This window comes from Acinetobacter sp. BMW17, from assembly GCF_001592855.1.
Lineage (GTDB): Bacteria > Pseudomonadota > Gammaproteobacteria > Pseudomonadales > Moraxellaceae > Acinetobacter > Acinetobacter johnsonii.
Window position 1 is genome coordinate 98,584 of the sequence record NZ_LSOD01000019.1, and the last position, 16,738, is coordinate 115,321.

Consider the following 16,738-nt stretch of genomic DNA (forward strand, 5'->3'; position numbering starts at 1 on the left):
TGATTGCATTACGGCATATGTTAATTCGTAAGTTATTTAAGTTTGAAAATGCCCATATTGTACGCAACTGTACATCGGATCGTTGTAAACGCTCCATTCATGGTCATAGTTATAAAGTTGAATTACTCCTCAAAGCATCGAAATTAGATCATGGTCAAATGGTTTATGACTTTGGCTTGCTGAAAGGGGTGATTAAAGACCTTTATGACTCTTTTGATCATGCGATTTGTTTTTGGCAAAACGATGATCCAGAATATATCCAAGCATGTAAAACATTTAGTGCACGTTGGGTGTCGCTGCCTGTTTCGCCATCGGCTGAACAATTTTCACGTATTTTCTTTTATCTTGCACAACAAGTACTCGCGTCGACCGTGACTCAAAACGGTGAAGGCGATGTAGAAGTGTACTCGGTGATTGTGCATGAGACTGATACGGGCTATGCGCAGAGTTTTATTGAAGATATTGAAAATACACAGATGGGGCTTTTAGATTTAAGCCAGATCGAGTTTTCAGAACAAATCCAAGCGGAATGGGCGGACACTGAAATGTATACCAAATTAAAAGAAGGTATCCAATTTCACAATCCGAATGTAGAATTGCAAGTCAAACTGTGAAATTTGTCACGGAATATACAGTAAGGGAATAAGGCGCAAGTATGTCTTTAACAGAACAACAGCAAACCAAGCTTGATAAAATTCAGCTGGATGCCAGTTGGAAACATGGATTAAGTGACTTTTTGCTTAGTACAAAGATGGATGCGCTAAAGCAGTTTCTTGTTACAGAAATAAAAGCGAATAAAGTGATTTATCCGCCAAATGCGCTGATTTTTAATGCATTTAATACGACGCCTTTGGCGAATGTAAAAGTGGTAATACTCGGACAAGACCCATATCATGGGCCGAATCAAGCACATGGGCTCAGTTTCTCTGTGCAAAAGGGGCTTGCTTTACCACCATCTTTACGTAATATTTTCCATGAGTTAAATAAAGATTTAGGAATTGATATTCCTAAACATGGGGATTTAACTCGTTGGGCGCAGCAAGGCGTTTTGCTGTTGAACAGTGTATTAACCGTTGAAGCTGGTCAACCCACATCACATCAAAAACAAGGTTGGGAAGATTTTACCGATCATGTGATTGATGTTTTAAATGAACAGCGTGAGCATATTGTTTTTATTCTTTGGGGAGCATATGCGCAGCGGAAAGGACAACGGATTGATCAAGAAAAGCATTTGGTGTTAAAGGCGGCACATCCGTCACCTTTGGCAGCAAACCGTGGTGGATTCTTCGGTTGTAAAGTTTTTTCAAAATCCAATAATTATCTTAAACAACATGGCATTGAGCCTATAGATTGGCAGCTGGACGCATGACATATTCTCCCGTTTCTAAAAACTACCATCCAGATTTGATTGTAGAAGAAGCAAAAAATGGTTGGCGCATTGTTCGTCTGAATAGACCAAAATCACTTCACGCTTTAGATGAAACGATTGTTTCAGCTTTATTTGAAGTGTTTCAAGATTTTCATAGTGATGACGCAGTAAAAGCCATTTGGTTGGATTCAACCACACCAAAAGCATTCTGTGCGGGTGGTGATGTACGTAAACTTCGTCAACTGGTGATTAACGATGAAGTTGAAACAGCTAATCAGTTCTTTGAGCAAGAATATGCGTTAGATTTATTACTACACAACTATGCTAAGCCTGTCTTGGTCTGGGGTGAAGGTTATGTCATGGGCGGTGGTTTAGGCCTGTTTATGGCAGCACCATTCCGTTTAGTGACGCCGCATTCACGTTTAGCGATGCCTGAAATTAATATTGGTTTGTACCCAGATGTGGGTGCAACGCGTTTCTTGGCGGATCGTGGGGCAATTGGTTTGTTCACGGGCTTAACGGGTTCAATCATGACGGCTGCGGGCGCATATGGTATTGGTTGGGCAACACACATCTGTGATGCGCAGCGTAATACGGTGCTTGAGAAAGTCATCAATATAGACTGGAGTCATTATCCAGCAGGTGATTTTAGAGCCATTGATGACACATTAAACAGTATGCACCGTCCGGTAGGCCCAGGTCCATTACAGAACTCTTTGGATGTCATTCATAGTGTATGTCGTGGTGTGAACTTCGAGCATGATTATGGTGCTATTGTTGGTTTAAGTGATGCGCGTAGCGATTGGCTTCGTCAAGCCAGTGAGAACTTACAAAAAGGCTCACCAACAACGGCTGCATTAACATGGTTGCTATGGCAGTGGGGCAAGCAGGTTCATTCTTGGAATGAAGTGTTTGAGCTTGAAACGCAAATTTCTGACTGGAAAATCCGCCACGCCGATTTTGTTGAGGGTGTGCGTGCGCGTTTAGTGGATAAAGACTTGTCGCCAGCCTGGAAACAAGGGGCTAGTAATAGCTTAAAGGGTATTTTCGCTGGTAATCCACCAACAACGAGTATTGAAAGCTGGAATGAACTCCTTAAACATTATGATGTAATCTAATCTTTATGACTGATGTTTTAAAAACAGATAGTGAATGGATGCAGCTTGCTTTAGAGCAGGCTGCTATTGCAGCGTCAAAAGGTGAAGTCCCTGTTGGGGCGGTCATTGTGAGTCAAAATAAAATTATTGGTTCTGGCTTTAATGCGCCTATTACGCTAAATGACCCTACCGCGCATGCTGAGGTTCAAGCACTTCGCGATGCTTGTCAAAATACACAAAACTATCGTTTGCCTGATGATGCGGTCATGTATGTGACACTTGAGCCTTGTACTATGTGCGTGGGCGCTTTGGTGCATGCACGCGTTTCAAAAGTAGTCTTTGGTGCGACAGAGCCGAAAGCTGGCTCTCTTATAAGTGCACGTAAATTATTTGAAACGGGTTATTATAATCATCAGTTCTTGGTTGAGTCGGGTTGTTTACATGAGCAATGCTCACAGCAGCTCAGTCACTTTTTTAAAATGCGCCGCGAACAAAAGCGACTATCCCGTCTACAAGAAAAGGGATGAATCCATTCGTAAAATAATAATTTCATGTAAAATGAAATGACAATAATTATTGTCAAATAAGGCGTTGGAACCACCATGAATAATATTCAGATTAAAAAAGAATTTAATGCACCCGTAGAGCAGGTATTTGATTTACTTTCTAAACACTCAACGTATAACGTTGCTTTTGCACCAGTTCAAGTTGTGCGAGTGAAAGATTCAGCAGATCCAGAACGTCCGGATGGGCTTGGTTCTGTACGTCGTATGGGGTTTGGTCCAATTAAACTGTTGCAAGAGCAAATTACATTAATGAATGTGAATGAGCGTATTGAATACAAGATTATTAAAAATCCACTCATCAAACATCATTTGGGTATTATTGAGTTTGAGCCGATTGACTCGAATAAAACGTTAGTGACCTATACGATTGAATTACAGGCACGTGCACCTTTTGTAAGTAAATTAATCCTTGCACAGCTTAAATCTGCGATTAAACTAGGTTTTTCAAAACTCGCTAAATCTGTATAACAAACTTTGGGTAAGCAATGACAGTTCAAATAATCACAATTGATGGTCCAAGTGGTTCGGGTAAGGGCACACTAGCTGCGAAAATAGCAGCTCATTATCAATTTCATTTACTTGATTCGGGAGCGTTATATCGCTTGTTGGGCCTGTCATTGCATCAACAGGATTTGTTGGATGCTTTGTCAAGTGAATTGAGTCAATGTGTCGAAATTGCTAAACATTTAGACATACAATTTTTAAGTTCTGCACAAGGCGCACAAGTCTTGCTCAATGGTGAGGATGTTAGTCAAACCATTCGAACTGAGCGAGTTGGTGAGTTTGCATCAAAAGTTGCAACAATTCCTGAGCTTAGAGCTGCGCTGGTTGATCGCCAGCATGCTTTTGCACAAGCACCGGGCTTGGTTGCAGATGGTCGAGATATGGCCACATCCATCTTTCCAGAGGCTCAAGCCAAGATTTATTTAACCGCTTCAGCCCAATCTCGTGCTGAACGCAGAGTAAAGCAGTTGCAGGGTATGGGGCTGGATGCTAAAATAAACGATATTTTAGCTAATATTGAGGCGCGTGATAAACGTGACATGGAGCGCGAAGTTGCTCCACTCAGACCAGCAACTGATGCCTACATCATTGATAGTTCTGAATTGAACATTGATGAGGTGTTTCAGCTTATGATGGCTTATATCGATAAGCAATTAGCAAACTAACGAATTTTTATATTCAGCAGAAGCATAGCTTGATCAGTTCAAAATGGACTATGTAGACGCTTAACTAAACCGGCCTTGTCTGATCCAAGACCGCTGACTTTATCAGGTATATCATGACCGAATCTTTTGCAGCCCTCTTTGAAGAAAGCGAATTAAACCTCAACGTTGAAAAGGGTGCTGTCATCCAAGGCGTTGTAGTAAACATCGATTCTGATTGGGTAACAGTTGACACTGGCCTTAAATCAGAAGGTATTGTTGACCGCGCTGAATTCTTAAATGAACAACGCGAACTTGAAGTTCAAGTTGGCGACACTGTTGATGTTGTTGTTGAAGCGCTTGACAACGGCATGGGTCAAACAGTTTTATCACGTGAAAAAGCGAAACGTGCTGAAACTTGGACTAAACTTGAAAAAATCTTTGAAGACGGCGAAATCGTTACTGGTGTTATCTCTGGTAAAGTTAAAGGCGGTTTCACTGTTGACATCGGTCCAGTTCGTGCGTTCCTTCCAGGTTCTTTAGTTGATACTCGTCCTATTCGTGATACTACTCACTTAGAAGGTAAAGAGTTAGAATTTAAAGTAATCAAACTTGATGCTAAACGTAACAACGTTGTTGTATCTCGTCGTGCTGTTATGGAAGCTGAATCTTCAGCTGACCGTGAAGCTCTTCTTGCTCAGCTTGAAGAAGGTCAAACAGTTACTGGTACTATCAAAAATCTTACCGATTACGGCGCATTCGTTGACCTTGGCGGTATTGATGGTCTTCTTCACATCACTGACATGGCTTGGAAGCGTATCAAGCACCCATCAGAAGTTGTTGAAGTTGGTCAAGAAGTTACTGTTAAAGTACTTAAGTTTGACAAAGAACGTAACCGCGTATCTTTAGGTCTTAAGCAATTAGGCGAAGATCCATGGTTAGCGATCATGAACCGTTACCCTAAAGGTTCAATCGTTAAAGCTCGCGTAACTAACTTAACTGACTACGGCTGTTTCGCAGAAATCGCTGAAGGCGTTGAAGGTTTAGTACACGTTTCTGAAATGGACCACACGAACAAAAACATCCACCCATCTAAAGTTGTTCAGATTGGTGATGAAGTTGATGTTATGGTTCTTGAAGTTGACGAAGAGCGTCGTCGTATTTCTCTTGGTATCAAACAAACTCGTGCTAACCCATGGGAAGAGTTTGCTAAGAATCACGACAAAGGTGAAAAAGTTTCAGGTACGATTAAGTCAATCACTGACTTTGGTATCTTCATCGGTTTACCAGGCGGTATCGATGGTCTAGTTCACTTGTCTGATATTTCTTGGAACGAACAAGGCGAAGAAGCGATTCGTCGTTACAAGAAAGGTGACACAGTTGAAGCGGTTATCTTGTCTGTAGACGCTGAAGGCAACCGTATCAGCCTTGGCATCAAGCAAATGAACAGCGATCCGTTCAACGATTTCTTAGCTGCTAACGAACGCGGTGCACTTGTAAAAGGTACTGTAACTGCTGTTGACGCTCGTGGCGCAACACTTAAGTTAGCTGACGAAGTTGAAGCGACTCTTAAAGCATCTGAAATCAACCGCGACCGCGTTGAAGATGCAACTAAGTTCCTTGAAGTTGGTCAAGAAGTTGAAGCGAAAATCATCAACGTAGATCGTAAATCTCGCTCTATCAACTTGTCTATCAAAGCGAAAGACGAAGCTGAAGAGAAAGAAGCAGTTGCTAACTTGAAGACAGCAACTACTGGTCAAGACAATGGTCCTAAGACTATTGGTGATTTGATCAAAGCTCAAATGGGCAACTAAGTAGATGTTTGAATTGTATTGTTAATGTAAGTTAACTAATACTTTTTACACAAATACAATAAACGGTAGCGTAGTATTCACTTATTACGCTACCGTTTTGTATTTAAACAGGTTATTATCAATCTATCTACAAGGTAGCTTGATAATTAAAGAGGTCGCAGATGACTACTGAAGCACTTAATAAGTCTGACTTAATAGAGCGTATTTCTCTTAAAAACCCGCACTTAGCAGAGCCATTAGTGGAAGAAGCTGTTAAGATTATGATTGATCAAATGATTGCATCTTTGTCTTCTGATAATCGTATTGAAATTCGTGGTTTTGGTAGTTTTGCACTCCATCACCGTGAGCCTCGTGTTGGGCGTAATCCTAAAACGGGTAAGTCGGTAGAAGTGGCTGCTAAAGCTGTTCCACATTTCAAACCAGGTAAAGCATTACGTGATGCAGTAAACGAGACTGCAGGCGAATAAAATTTATTGGGGTGCTTATGCGTTACGTATTATTCGCATTATTAATTGTACTGTTTGGCTACTGCCTAGCTTTGGTACTACAAAACGGAACTGAGCTAACCGTTGATCTGTTGTTTATACAGGTTCCAGCAATGCGTTTAGGTCTATTGTTATTATTAACAATGGCTTTAGGGATTGTGTTGGGTTTGTTAATTGGTGTTCAGGTATTTCGTGTATTCCAGAAAGGTTGGGAAATTAAGCGACTACGTAAAGACATTGATCACCTTCGTAAAGAGCAGATTCAATCCGCTCAGCTGGCTGCTGCAGAAGCAGCAGCACATACAAGACATGAGAAAACGGTGTTAGACATCAATCCTAATGATCGTCCATCTACACCGCTTTAAGCCACAATATCAAGTAAGATTTCTATCTTAGAAGTATTGAAGCAAGTTTGATTTAAACGCCTTTGGATATATAGCTAAAGGCGTTTTTTATTGTGCTTTAAAATATTGATAACTATATAAAAAGTATATGAATAAAGAACTTAGTTTGAATTTTAAATAGTTTTTAGAAAAATAGTCTTGGTCGTTTTAGGCTTAATCCGTATAATGCCATAATTTTGTGAGTTTGAAGGGTCTCCCCATGAGTATTATTGTTGCCTTAGATGCAAAAAGTCATTATGACGCAATGACGATTGCTGGGCAATTAGACCCTCAATTATGCCGTGTAAAAGTCGGTAAAGAATTATTTACCCATGAAGGCTCATCTATTGTTAAAGCTTTACATGGTGAAGGCTTTGAAGTCTTTTTAGATCTAAAATTTCACGATATCCCAAATACGACTGCGCAAGCGGTATGTGCTGCTGCAGATATGGGGGTTTGGATGGTAAACGTCCATGCTTCAGGTGGCCGTAAAATGATGGAAACCTGCGTTGAGCGCTTAAAGGCTGGCAACTATAACACTCAACTAATTGCAGTAACGGTGTTAACCTCGATGGGACGTGAAGATTTAGCCGATATTGGTCTAGATATTGAACCATTTGAACAAGTCAAACGTTTAGCAAAACTGACTAAAGACAGTGGTTTAGATGGTGTGGTATGTTCAGCGCAAGAAGCAAAAATGCTGCGTGAGACTTTGGGTTCAGAGTTTGCATTGGTGACACCAGGCATCCGCCCTGAGGGTTCAAGTGCGGATGACCAAAAGCGTATCGTAACGCCAAAACAAGCAATGTTAGACGGTGCAACACACCTAGTGATTGGTCGACCAATTACACAGTCTGCAAACCCGTGTCAGATGCTCAAAGATATTTTAGCGACGCTTTAAGCGACTAGAAATCTAAAAAGCCTTTCATTCGAAAGGCTTTTTTATGGATTAAATTTTAAAAAGAATTGTTGGTGAGCGAAGTGGCAATAGCAAAATAAAAAGACGGCATCGAATAGAGCGCTATGCTTTACAGAGCAGTCAAGACACTCACAACAATCGGCGCCAAAACTGACAGGATGAAGCCGCTTACCATGGCATGTGGAATAAAGTCATTCCCACAGGCTTGTTTGACCATCGGTAGTGTAACATCCATTGCTGTAGCTCCTGCGGATGAAATCGCAGAGCGGGGGTAACGCCAGCCAATGATATACATAAACACAATCGCAAAGATTTCTCTGAACAAATCATTCATCAGTGCAATACTGCCTAAATGTGCATTCTTTAACTCTGTGACCACAATGCCAGTCATGGAGTAGAAACCATAACCTTGAGACAACATAATCAGGTCTTTTAGTTGAATGCTCGGTACAAAATAGGCCGTTACAAACGCCCCAATAATTGAACCCAGAATACAACCAAGTGGAACGAGCAGTATTTGCCAGTTCAACCATGAACGATCTAGTGGTGAATAGGCTAAATCAAGCCCGATCAGGAACATGAAAACCAGTAACAAGTTCCATGTACTGATATGAAGTGTATAGCCGAAACTTGAAGATAGCTCTGCCAAGCCATAGCCTAAGGCCAGTGCGATAAATGCATAACTGATATTGATTAATGACTTGCTCACAAGGCTCATGGATACTTTGCCATGACTCGGTTGATAGCCCAAAAGTTTAAATAATATGTAACAACAGACAAAAGCACCGATACTGGTCATAACTGCTAAAAGCGCTGCATGATTGAGTATCTGCCAAGGTTCGGCAATGCTATGCAAAGTCGTTGAAAACTCAATTGCAATTGCAATTAAGAGAATATACGTAAAATAGGGCAGGATTTGAAAGGCAAGTCGTTCAAGCCATTTGGGTAAACGACGCGCCAAAACAAATCCAAGTGCTAAACAAATAAGAAGCTGAAAAATCAACCAAAACGATTGCATGTCAAATAAAGTGTGAATAAATACTAACTTATTATGACCTCGATCTTAATTTATTGCTTGACTATCTTGCTTGGAATTTAAAAAACGATAGTCTGCTGGATTGGCTTTTCGTATTTTTAGCCAATACCTCCATGTATAGTTGGGCCATAAAGAGAAATTTTTTCCATCCGCTTGTTGATACCAACTGACGCAGCCAGATTGCCAAATGGTATCTGTAAATTGACTTTGTAAATGCTGATTAAATTGATCTTGAGTATCTGCTTTCACAACGATCGCTTGAGATTGGGTTTTTTCTGCCATCTCGATGAGCTGTAGAATGTAATTTACTTGTGACTCAATCATAAAAATAACCGAGTTATGACCTAAGACCGTATTAGGCCCTAAAAGCTGAAATAAGTTTGGGAAACCTTTGGTGCTAATTCCATAGTAACTTTCGGCCCCATCTTTCCATGCGTCTGTAAGCTCGACATGATTCAGTCCTGTACAGCTAAAGGATTTAAGATAAATACGTGGGTCAGTCACAAAACCTGTGCCATAGATGAGGCAGTCAATTTTACGCTTTTTCCCATCTTTGGTGATGATACTGTCTTCTGTCAGTTCCAAAATGTTTTCACTCACTAAATCCACATTTTTACGGTTGAAGCTTGGATAATATTTGTTGGAGACCAAGATGCGTTTACAACCCATAATATAGTTGGGAATCAGCTTATCTGCGGTTACAGGGTCTTTGACTTGATGGCGAATATACGCTTCTGCTAGTTTTTGTGCATATTTCATGACCTGTGGTTTCATAATGGGAACTACACGAGATTCATTTGTCCAATACAGACGAGCTCGATGAATTTTTCGAAACCAATCAAATCGATTAAACAGTGTTTTTTCAATGGGTAAATAACGACGTTCATCCCGAGGAATAACCCATGCAGCTGTCCTTTGCAGTACGTAAAGTTGTTTCACTTTTTCTGCAATTTCAGGAATATATTGAATCGCGCTTCCCCCAGTGCCAATCGTGGCAACATTTTTATTGCTGAGGTCATAGTCATGATCCCACTGTGATGAATGGAAAACTTTGCCTTTAAATTGCTCGATACCCGCAATATGTGGAATTTGCGGTACATGCAGGGGACCAGATGCAAAAATAACAAATTGAGCGGTCAGAGTTTCATTTTGATTAAGGGTGAGTTGCCATAAACACTGATTTTCTAAGTAATGTGCAGCACAGACTTCGGTGTTAAAGCGGATATAAGACTGCAATTGATGCTCAGCAGTGAGTGTTTGGATATATTGATAAATTTCAGGTGCTTCAGCATAACGTTTAGACCAGTCGGTCTTGGGTGAAAAAGATAAAGAATAGAGATGTGACTGTACATCACAAGCAGCGCCCGGATATTGGTTTTCACGCCATGTTCCACCTATCTCACTGGCTTTTTCCAAAATTACAAAATCACGAATATTGTTTTGTAAAAGACGAATAGCCATCGCTAAACCACCAAAGCCTGCACCAATAATGGCGATTTTTACCTGAGGGGTTGTTGAATTTGCTGCCTGCATTTGTTTTTTCCTTTTTGTTTTACTTTATTGTAGAGCAACTATCCAGAAGGTCTATGATAGCCCTGACAAGAAAATTGATAGATTCGGCAATTGTTGTGCGCTAGGTGGCTGTAGTAAAACATAGGCCAATATTTTGCTTTTAATTGATTATGAAACGTTCTGTACTTGGCTTGATGTATTTGATTCAAGGAATGCGTAAAGCAGGAGTCGCAGTCGATCAAAAGTTACAAAGCATTGGCTTACGTGTGGAGTCGCTTGATCCGAATGCGATCATTCATCCTGCTCTAGAGTGGGATATTTTGAAAATCATTGCAGAGGATATTGAGCCTGAGCAAGGCTTGTTTATTGGTCAGCATTATGTTTTGGCAGGATATGGCCCCTTACTGATGTTATTGATGACCAGTCCAACGACACACACCGCTTTAGAGCAAGGTATTCGTTATCAAAGTTTGACGCATTTGAGTGGCTTATTGGGTTTGAAAAAACAAAATGATCAAGTTGCACTGTGTTATTTACCGAGAGACTTGCAAACACCTGTGGGACAATTGCGTGCACATTCTGAAATAGCGGGAACCTATAAGTTTTTACAAGATATTTATAAGATGATTGGGCTGGAAATGCCTGAGATTCGAATTACTTTACCTGTTGCACGACCTGAAGATGCGAAAAAACTGGCGCTCTATCAGCAGGTTTATGGTCAACAAGTGAGTTTTGGTACGCAGCAAGCTGAATTTTGGTTTGATGAATGGGTTTTAAATGTACCAATTCCTTCAGCAGATTTGATGACATTTAACGTTTATGCAGGCAAATGTCAGGCGGAATTGCAGCGTTTGGAAGAAACCGCAGAACAGCCGAGTCTGATTCAACGTGTACAAGATTATTTGGAGTTGCAACGAGGTTTACTGCCGACCATGGCTGAAACCGCGCAAGCGTTGAATTTGCCAGAGCGAACCTTAAGACATCAGTTGCAACAGTTAAATAGCAGTTATAAACAAATTCGTGAGCAATTAATGAAAGACCGTGCATTACATTTGATGGAATATCAGGAATATTCCATTGAAATGATTGCAGAGTTATTGGGTTACTCGGAGCCTGCAGCCTTTAATCATGCATTTAAACGGTGGTTTGGTTACAGTCCACGACAATATGGGAAATAGCCTAAGCATAATTATGCCAAAGTGTTATATATTAACTTTTCCACTCCGCTATAATTGATATAGCCTAAAAACAGTATTAAATGATATGTCAGATTTTAATTCACCTACCGCATTCAGTCCTTTATCTCCTGCAGAGCGCTATGCGCAAGCCTTAGCATCTGGACAGTTCATGTCTGATGAGGCACAAGCTCAGGCCGTTCATGAGTTGGATCGCGTTTGGCATGAATTAATTCAACGTTTTAAGGCATCTAAAAAAGCATTCCGTCGTTTCCGTCGTCAAACTTCTCCCCGTGGTGTGTATATGTGGGGTGGTGTAGGCCGTGGTAAAACATGGTTGATGGATCAGTTTTATGACTCAATTCCATTTCGTCGTAAAACACGGATGCACTTTCACCATTTTATGCAACATGTACATCGTGAGCTCAACAAGCTTTCAGGTCAGCGTAACCCTTTAGATGCGGTTGCGGATCAAATTTATAAAGAAGCGGTGGTCATTTGTTTCGATGAATTCTTCGTCTCGAATGTGACGGATGCCATGATTCTTAGTGATTTGTTCCAAAAGCTTTTCGCACGTGGCATTACCTTGGTAGCAACCTCAAACATTGCACCAGATGGTTTGTATAAAAACGGTATTCATCGTGATCGTTTCATTCCAACCATTGAAATGGTGAAACAGCAGTGTGTGATTTTAAATGTAGATGCAGGCGTGGACTATCGTTTGCGTGTTTTAAAACAAGCGCAACTCTTTAAATCACCTTTAACACATGAGCACCAACGCTGGATCGCACAGCGTTTTAGCGCATTGACACAGATTCAAACCATTTCAGATGAGCCGATTATTATTAATAATCGTATTGTAGAAACGGTCGGGCATACTGAAGATGTTTTATGGTGTGAGTATTCAGAGCTGTGTTTAAAACCACGTAGTCCTGCTGACTTTATCGAAATTGCAAATATTTATAATACTGTGCTGGTGAGTAATGTTCCGCATTTGACCGATTATCTTTCTGAAGGCACACGTCGTTTTATTTATCTGGTCGATGAGTTTTATGACCGTGGGGTAAAACTGATTTTAACCTCAGAAGATACAATTATTGATTTATACTCTGGTGATAAATTAGCCTTTGAAATTGAACGCACGCGTTCACGTTTATTGGAAATGCAATCAGATGATTACTTGAATGAAGCGCATCGACAAATACAAGCTGAAGCAAGTAAACAACAAGAAGAAATTTAAAAATATAAGCACCCAAAAGGGTGCTTTTTTTATGTGCATTTTCATCGATTAATTTATCGACTTTTTTGAATAATCATGGCTTAATCAGGATTGAAAATAGGGAGAATATTGGTTTTAAGTGTAAAAAATATACAAAACTTCACTTAAGTCTAATTTCGGCATTTCAAAAACTTAATAAACTACTAAAGAGCATTTTGTAAATTGATAATGCTTGTGCCTTGAGCAGTATTTTATTTGGTAGTTTGTATACTTTATTAAATAAAAAATGATCACTATTTCGCACGGTGATATTACTATTCAGCCAAGTTTAAATCGGTATACTAGAATCTCTTGTATAAAAAGTAGCAATATCAGGAAAGACAATGACTGCACGTATTCAAAAAGGCAAGTTAGCGATTGCTAAAGAACTTTACGATTTCATCGAAAATGAAGCACTTCCAGGTTCAGGTTTGGACAGTGAAACTTACTGGAAAAACTTTGAACAAGTCGTTGTCGATCTTAGCCCAAAGAACAAAGCACTATTGGCTAAGCGTGACGACATTCAAGCGAAGATCGATGAATGGCACCGCAACAACAAATTTGAACTTGGAGCTTACAAAGCTTTCCTTACAGAAATTGGCTACTTAGTACCAGAAGTAGAAGATTTCCAAATCAGCACAGAAAATGTAGATGAAGAAATCGCATTATTGGCTGGTGCGCAATTGGTAGTACCTGTGCGTAATGCACGTTACTGCTTAAATGCTGCAAACGCACGTTGGGGCTCTTTATACGACGCACTTTACGGTTTTGACGTGATCCCTGAAGACGGTGGCGCGGAAAAAGGTAAAGGCTATAATCCTGTACGTGGCGACAAAGTTATTGCATTTGCTAAAAACTTCTTAAATGAAAACTTCCCATTAGCAAATGGTTCGCATGTTGATGCGACAAAATATGCAGTTGAAGGCAAAAAGTTAGTTGTGACGTTAAAAGATGGTTCAACATCGACTTTGGCTAAAGAAGCACAATTCGTTGGTTTCAATGGCGATGAAGCTGCTCCAACAGAAATCGTGCTTTTAAACAACGGCCTACACGTTGTGATTGAAGTTGATGCGAACAGCCCAATTGGTAAAACAGATGCTGCTGGCGTAAAAGATTTAGTACTTGAGTCTGCTTTAACCACAATTCAAGACTTAGAAGATTCGATCGCTGCTGTAGATGCAGAAGAGAAAGTTGAAGGCTACCGTAATTGGTTAGGTTTGATGAAAGGTACACTTTCAGAGTCTATCGAGAAAAATGGTAAAACCGTTACGCGTACTTTGAATAAAGACCGTACGCACAAAAACTTGATTGGCGGTGAAACGAAACTTCATGGCCGCTCATTGATGCTTCTTCGTAACGTGGGTCATCTTATGACCAACCCTGCGATCCTTGTAGATGGTGCTGAAATCTACGAAGGTATCATGGATGCATTAATCACTCCGCTTTTGTCTTTTGCAGACATTAAAGGTGAAAACGAAAACAAGAACTCTCGTAAAGGTTCAATGTACATCGTAAAACCTAAAATGCATGGCCCTGAAGAAGTTGCTTTTGCGGTTGAGCTGTTTGAGCGTTCAGAACAAGCGCTTGGCTTGCCTGCAAAAACTTTAAAAATCGGTATCATGGATGAAGAGCGTCGTACTTCTGTAAACTTGAAAAACTGTATTGCGCAAGCGAAAGACCGTACGATCTTCATTAACACAGGTTTTATGGACCGTACTGGTGATGAAATCCATACCTTTATGGAAGCAGGTCCATTCGTTCGTAAGGGCGAAGTGAAATCACAAATTTGGTTCCCAGCATATGAAAACCGTAACGTGATGATCGGTCTTCAAGCGGGCTTACGCGGTAAAGCACAAATTGGTAAAGGCATGTGGCCAAAACCAGACATGCTTTTAGACATGTATAAAACCAAGATTGAACATCCAGAAGCGGGCGCAAGCTGTGCATGGGTTCCATCTCCATCTGGTGCTGTCATTCACGCGATTCACTACCACCAGTGCAACGTGTCTGAGCGTCAAAAAGAATTATTGAATACAGAGCCTTTATCATTAGATGATTTGTTAACACCGCCTTTAGCAACAGATACCAACTGGACTGAAGAAGAGAAAACCAAAGAGCTTGAAAATAACCTTCAAGGGATCTTGGGTTATGTTGTACGCTGGGTTGACTTGGGTGTAGGTTGTTCGAAAGTTCCAGACATCAACAACGTTGGTTTAATGGAAGACCGTGCAACTTTACGTATTTCATCTCAACACGTTGCAAACTGGTTGCGTCACGGCATCGTATCTGCGGTGCAGGTTGAAGAAGTGATGCAGCGTATGGCGAAAATCGTAGATGAGCAAAATGCAAACGATCCGCTTTACACACCTATGGCGCCAAGCTTCGATGGTTATGCATACAAAGCAGCGTATGACCTAGTGTTTAAAGGCGGTGAGCAGCCATCAGGTTATACAGAGCCACTTCTGCATGCTGCACGTTTGAAGTTAAAAGGTTATACAGGTGACTAATCTGTAAAGCTAAAAAAGCCTCTTCGGAGGCTTTTTTATTGGCTGAAATAAGTCGCACTATGTCTATGGAGGAAAACAATAAGACTGATTTAATTTTGGGTAATAGTGATCTATAGATTGGCGCTTGCTTAGAGCTATGAATGGGTTTAAGCATAGGGCTAAACAAGTATTTCAGCTAGACGCTGCGGATAAAAGCCTTATACAATTCATTATATAAAGCTCGTCATACTATTGTTAACCATCAAGTTGGATGAAAATCCATGTGCGCTAATTTTAAACCTCTAACCCTTGCTCAAGTACAACAGTTTGGTCTACCTGAAATTCCGTTTGATTATGTCGAAGAAGTCTATCCTGGTTATGAGCTGCCTTTATTGTTCAAATCAAATATAGGTTTTGAGTGGCGAAAGGTACATTTTGGCTTAATACCGAAATGGGCAGAAGATAAGAGTATTGCAAGCAAAACTTATAATGCTCGAAGCGAGACACTTCTACAAAAGGCTAGTTTTATTGAAGCCACTTCAAAATATCAATTTGGGGTGATTCCCGTTTTTGAATTTTATGAGTCAAAATATATAGAGCAAAAGCCGCAGAGATGGGGTGTCAGACGACAGGATGGGCAGGTTATTTTTGTTGCCGCACTATATGAAATTTGTCGTATAGCAGGCAAGGTAGTACGTTCAGCAACCATGCTTACGATGGATGCAATAGACCATCCAATGATGCGGGAGTTTCATGAGCCAGGTGATGTGAAGCGCTCAGTGATCGTGATTCCACATGAACGCTTAGAGGAGTGGCTCAGCTGGAAATCACCAAATATTCAATCCTTTGTACAAGGCTTTCCTGTTGAAGAGTTTGAATGTTCACATGTGCCAAAAATAAAAGTCGAAAAAGAGAGTCCCCAACTCAACTTTTTCGACTTTTAAACGGTTTAGCGAGCTAAATTTTTAAATACGTGTTTTAAGCTTTCCATCATTTTTTCAATTTGCAAAGGTGTTAAGCCTTCAAATGATTGCTCAAGTACAACACTGGTGAGATCATTAATCTTATTGGTCATTTCAACACCTTTTTCAGTGAGAAGGACGCGGGTGATGCGTGCATCGTCTTCACAAGAATAAGTTTCAACCAATCCTTCATCTTTTAAACGATAGACAATTTTGGTGGTTGTCGACATTTTAGAGACCACCATGTCAGATAAATCAGAAACACTGGCATGTGGCTTTGAGTCTAGAGCCAGTAAAATACGACGACGTGAGTTATCTAAACCATACTTTTTTAAAGCGTGATCGACATTGAGTACATACTGTGCATGTACTTGCGTTACCCAGTAAAATGGAAAACTTTCTAAAGAAAAATCTTCAGAACCTGGTAGGAACTTACTGTACTTTTTGGTCATGTGAGGGATTCCCCGTGAATCGTATTTTTATTATATAGATCATTTGAACACATTTTATGTGAACGCTCATACACTTATC

The 16,738-nt window shown here is 40.4% G+C and carries 17 protein-coding genes; 14 read left to right on the top strand and 3 right to left on the bottom strand.

All coding sequences use genetic code 11. From position 1 onward, the window contains the following. Window positions 1-17 precede the first annotated feature (17 nt). The 10 genes from AXW61_RS05040 to pyrF all read left to right on the top strand — a co-directional run bounded on the left by AXW61_RS05040 (window position 18) and on the right by pyrF (window position 7,760). Window positions 18-614: a 6-carboxytetrahydropterin synthase gene (locus AXW61_RS05040; RefSeq protein ID WP_004696854.1), complete on the top strand. Its 597-nt coding sequence runs from the start codon at window positions 18-20 to the stop codon at window positions 612-614. 41 nt (window positions 615-655) lie between these two features. Continuing rightward, window positions 656-1,369: a uracil-DNA glycosylase gene (gene ung / locus AXW61_RS05045; RefSeq protein ID WP_004696856.1), complete on the top strand. Its 714-nt coding sequence runs from the start codon at window positions 656-658 to the stop codon at window positions 1,367-1,369. Beyond that, a complete protein-coding gene (locus AXW61_RS05050; RefSeq protein WP_062032928.1) occupies window positions 1,366-2,487 on the top strand; it encodes an enoyl-CoA hydratase/isomerase family protein in 1,122 nt (373 codons plus the stop codon). The genes ung and AXW61_RS05050 overlap by 4 nt, the downstream gene beginning before the upstream one ends. A gap of 5 nt (window positions 2,488-2,492) precedes the next feature. Next, window positions 2,493-2,993, top strand: coding sequence for a tRNA adenosine(34) deaminase TadA (gene tadA, locus AXW61_RS05055; RefSeq protein ID WP_004984825.1), 501 nt, complete (start codon window positions 2,493-2,495; stop codon window positions 2,991-2,993). A gap of 75 nt (window positions 2,994-3,068) precedes the next feature. After that, the gene (locus AXW61_RS05060) at window positions 3,069-3,500 is read left to right on the top strand and encodes an SRPBCC family protein (protein WP_010326848.1); all 432 of its coding nucleotides are present in this window, start codon (window positions 3,069-3,071) and stop codon (window positions 3,498-3,500) included. 17 nt (window positions 3,501-3,517) lie between these two features. Further along, window positions 3,518-4,201 carry a (d)CMP kinase gene (cmk, locus tag AXW61_RS05065; protein WP_062032931.1) on the top strand — a complete coding sequence of 228 codons (684 nt, stop codon included), beginning with the start codon at window positions 3,518-3,520 and terminating at the stop codon, window positions 4,199-4,201. A 113-nt stretch (window positions 4,202-4,314) separates the two neighbouring features. Continuing rightward, on the top strand, window positions 4,315-5,991 hold the full coding sequence (rpsA, locus tag AXW61_RS05070) for a 30S ribosomal protein S1 (protein ID WP_004696863.1): 1,677 nt from the start codon (window positions 4,315-4,317) through the stop codon (window positions 5,989-5,991). A gap of 161 nt (window positions 5,992-6,152) precedes the next feature. Next, window positions 6,153-6,458, top strand: a complete 306-nt coding sequence (locus AXW61_RS05075) for an integration host factor subunit beta (protein WP_004696865.1) — start codon at window positions 6,153-6,155, stop codon at window positions 6,456-6,458. Between the two features lie 17 nt (window positions 6,459-6,475). Then, a complete protein-coding gene (locus AXW61_RS05080; RefSeq protein ID WP_004696867.1) occupies window positions 6,476-6,841 on the top strand; it encodes a LapA family protein in 366 nt (121 codons plus the stop codon). Window positions 6,842-7,064: 223 nt separating this feature from the next. Next, on the top strand, window positions 7,065-7,760 hold the full coding sequence (gene pyrF / locus AXW61_RS05085; RefSeq protein WP_171057611.1) for an orotidine-5'-phosphate decarboxylase: 696 nt from the start codon (window positions 7,065-7,067) through the stop codon (window positions 7,758-7,760). Window positions 7,761-7,887: 127 nt separating this feature from the next. Here pyrF and AXW61_RS05090 read toward each other — a convergent pair whose 3' ends face one another. Together AXW61_RS05090 and AXW61_RS05095 are read right to left on the bottom strand one after the other, a co-directional pair. Beyond that, window positions 7,888-8,796: a lysine exporter LysO family protein gene (locus tag AXW61_RS05090; protein ID WP_062032933.1), complete on the bottom strand. Its 909-nt coding sequence runs from the start codon at window positions 8,794-8,796 to the stop codon at window positions 7,888-7,890. 45 nt (window positions 8,797-8,841) lie between these two features. Next, window positions 8,842-10,347 (bottom strand): NAD(P)/FAD-dependent oxidoreductase, encoded by a 1,506-nt coding sequence (locus AXW61_RS05095; protein WP_062032936.1) that lies wholly within the window; start codon window positions 10,345-10,347, stop codon window positions 8,842-8,844. Window positions 10,348-10,496: 149 nt separating this feature from the next. Here AXW61_RS05095 and AXW61_RS05100 point away from each other — a divergent pair, with 149 nt between their 5' ends. From AXW61_RS05100 to AXW61_RS05115, 4 genes are all read left to right on the top strand, one after another. Continuing rightward, the gene (locus AXW61_RS05100) at window positions 10,497-11,504 is read left to right on the top strand and encodes an AraC family transcriptional regulator (protein WP_004984809.1); all 1,008 of its coding nucleotides are present in this window, start codon (window positions 10,497-10,499) and stop codon (window positions 11,502-11,504) included. An 85-nt stretch (window positions 11,505-11,589) separates the two neighbouring features. Beyond that, window positions 11,590-12,741: a cell division protein ZapE gene (gene zapE, locus AXW61_RS05105; RefSeq protein WP_062032938.1), complete on the top strand. Its 1,152-nt coding sequence runs from the start codon at window positions 11,590-11,592 to the stop codon at window positions 12,739-12,741. Between the two features lie 362 nt (window positions 12,742-13,103). Continuing rightward, a complete protein-coding gene (locus AXW61_RS05110; protein ID WP_062032941.1) occupies window positions 13,104-15,266 on the top strand; it encodes a malate synthase G in 2,163 nt (720 codons plus the stop codon). Between the two features lie 260 nt (window positions 15,267-15,526). Beyond that, complete coding sequence (locus AXW61_RS05115) at window positions 15,527-16,189, top strand: SOS response-associated peptidase family protein (protein ID WP_062032943.1); 663 nt, start codon at window positions 15,527-15,529, stop codon at window positions 16,187-16,189. A gap of 5 nt (window positions 16,190-16,194) precedes the next feature. On the opposite strand, the gene AXW61_RS05120 is transcribed toward AXW61_RS05115, so the two are convergent. Next, complete coding sequence (locus AXW61_RS05120; protein ID WP_004696885.1) at window positions 16,195-16,659, bottom strand: MarR family winged helix-turn-helix transcriptional regulator; 465 nt, start codon at window positions 16,657-16,659, stop codon at window positions 16,195-16,197. Between the last annotated feature and the right edge of the window lie 79 nt (window positions 16,660-16,738).

What these genes read in the sequence shown, in the direction of transcription:
- AXW61_RS05040 (WP_004696854.1), top strand. Translation starts at nt 18, where the DNA reads ATGTTAATTCGTAAGTTATTTAAGTTTGAAAATGCCCATATTGTACGC.
- ung (WP_004696856.1), top strand. Translation starts at nt 656, where the DNA reads ATGTCTTTAACAGAACAACAGCAAACCAAGCTTGATAAAATTCAGCTG.
- AXW61_RS05050 (WP_062032928.1), top strand. Translation starts at nt 1,366, where the DNA reads ATGACATATTCTCCCGTTTCTAAAAACTACCATCCAGATTTGATTGTA.
- tadA (WP_004984825.1), top strand. Translation starts at nt 2,493, where the DNA reads ATGACTGATGTTTTAAAAACAGATAGTGAATGGATGCAGCTTGCTTTA.
- AXW61_RS05060 (WP_010326848.1), top strand. Translation starts at nt 3,069, where the DNA reads ATGAATAATATTCAGATTAAAAAAGAATTTAATGCACCCGTAGAGCAG.
- cmk (WP_062032931.1), top strand. Translation starts at nt 3,518, where the DNA reads ATGACAGTTCAAATAATCACAATTGATGGTCCAAGTGGTTCGGGTAAG.
- rpsA (WP_004696863.1), top strand. Translation starts at nt 4,315, where the DNA reads ATGACCGAATCTTTTGCAGCCCTCTTTGAAGAAAGCGAATTAAACCTC.
- AXW61_RS05075 (WP_004696865.1), top strand. Translation starts at nt 6,153, where the DNA reads ATGACTACTGAAGCACTTAATAAGTCTGACTTAATAGAGCGTATTTCT.
- AXW61_RS05080 (WP_004696867.1), top strand. Translation starts at nt 6,476, where the DNA reads ATGCGTTACGTATTATTCGCATTATTAATTGTACTGTTTGGCTACTGC.
- AXW61_RS05090 (WP_062032933.1), bottom strand. Translation starts at nt 8,796, where the DNA reads ATGCAATCGTTTTGGTTGATTTTTCAGCTTCTTATTTGTTTAGCACTT.
- AXW61_RS05095 (WP_062032936.1), bottom strand. Translation starts at nt 10,347, where the DNA reads ATGCAGGCAGCAAATTCAACAACCCCTCAGGTAAAAATCGCCATTATT.
- AXW61_RS05100 (WP_004984809.1), top strand. Translation starts at nt 10,497, where the DNA reads ATGAAACGTTCTGTACTTGGCTTGATGTATTTGATTCAAGGAATGCGT.
- zapE (WP_062032938.1), top strand. Translation starts at nt 11,590, where the DNA reads ATGTCAGATTTTAATTCACCTACCGCATTCAGTCCTTTATCTCCTGCA.
- AXW61_RS05110 (WP_062032941.1), top strand. Translation starts at nt 13,104, where the DNA reads ATGACTGCACGTATTCAAAAAGGCAAGTTAGCGATTGCTAAAGAACTT.
- AXW61_RS05115 (WP_062032943.1), top strand. Translation starts at nt 15,527, where the DNA reads ATGTGCGCTAATTTTAAACCTCTAACCCTTGCTCAAGTACAACAGTTT.
- AXW61_RS05120 (WP_004696885.1), bottom strand. Translation starts at nt 16,659, where the DNA reads ATGACCAAAAAGTACAGTAAGTTCCTACCAGGTTCTGAAGATTTTTCT.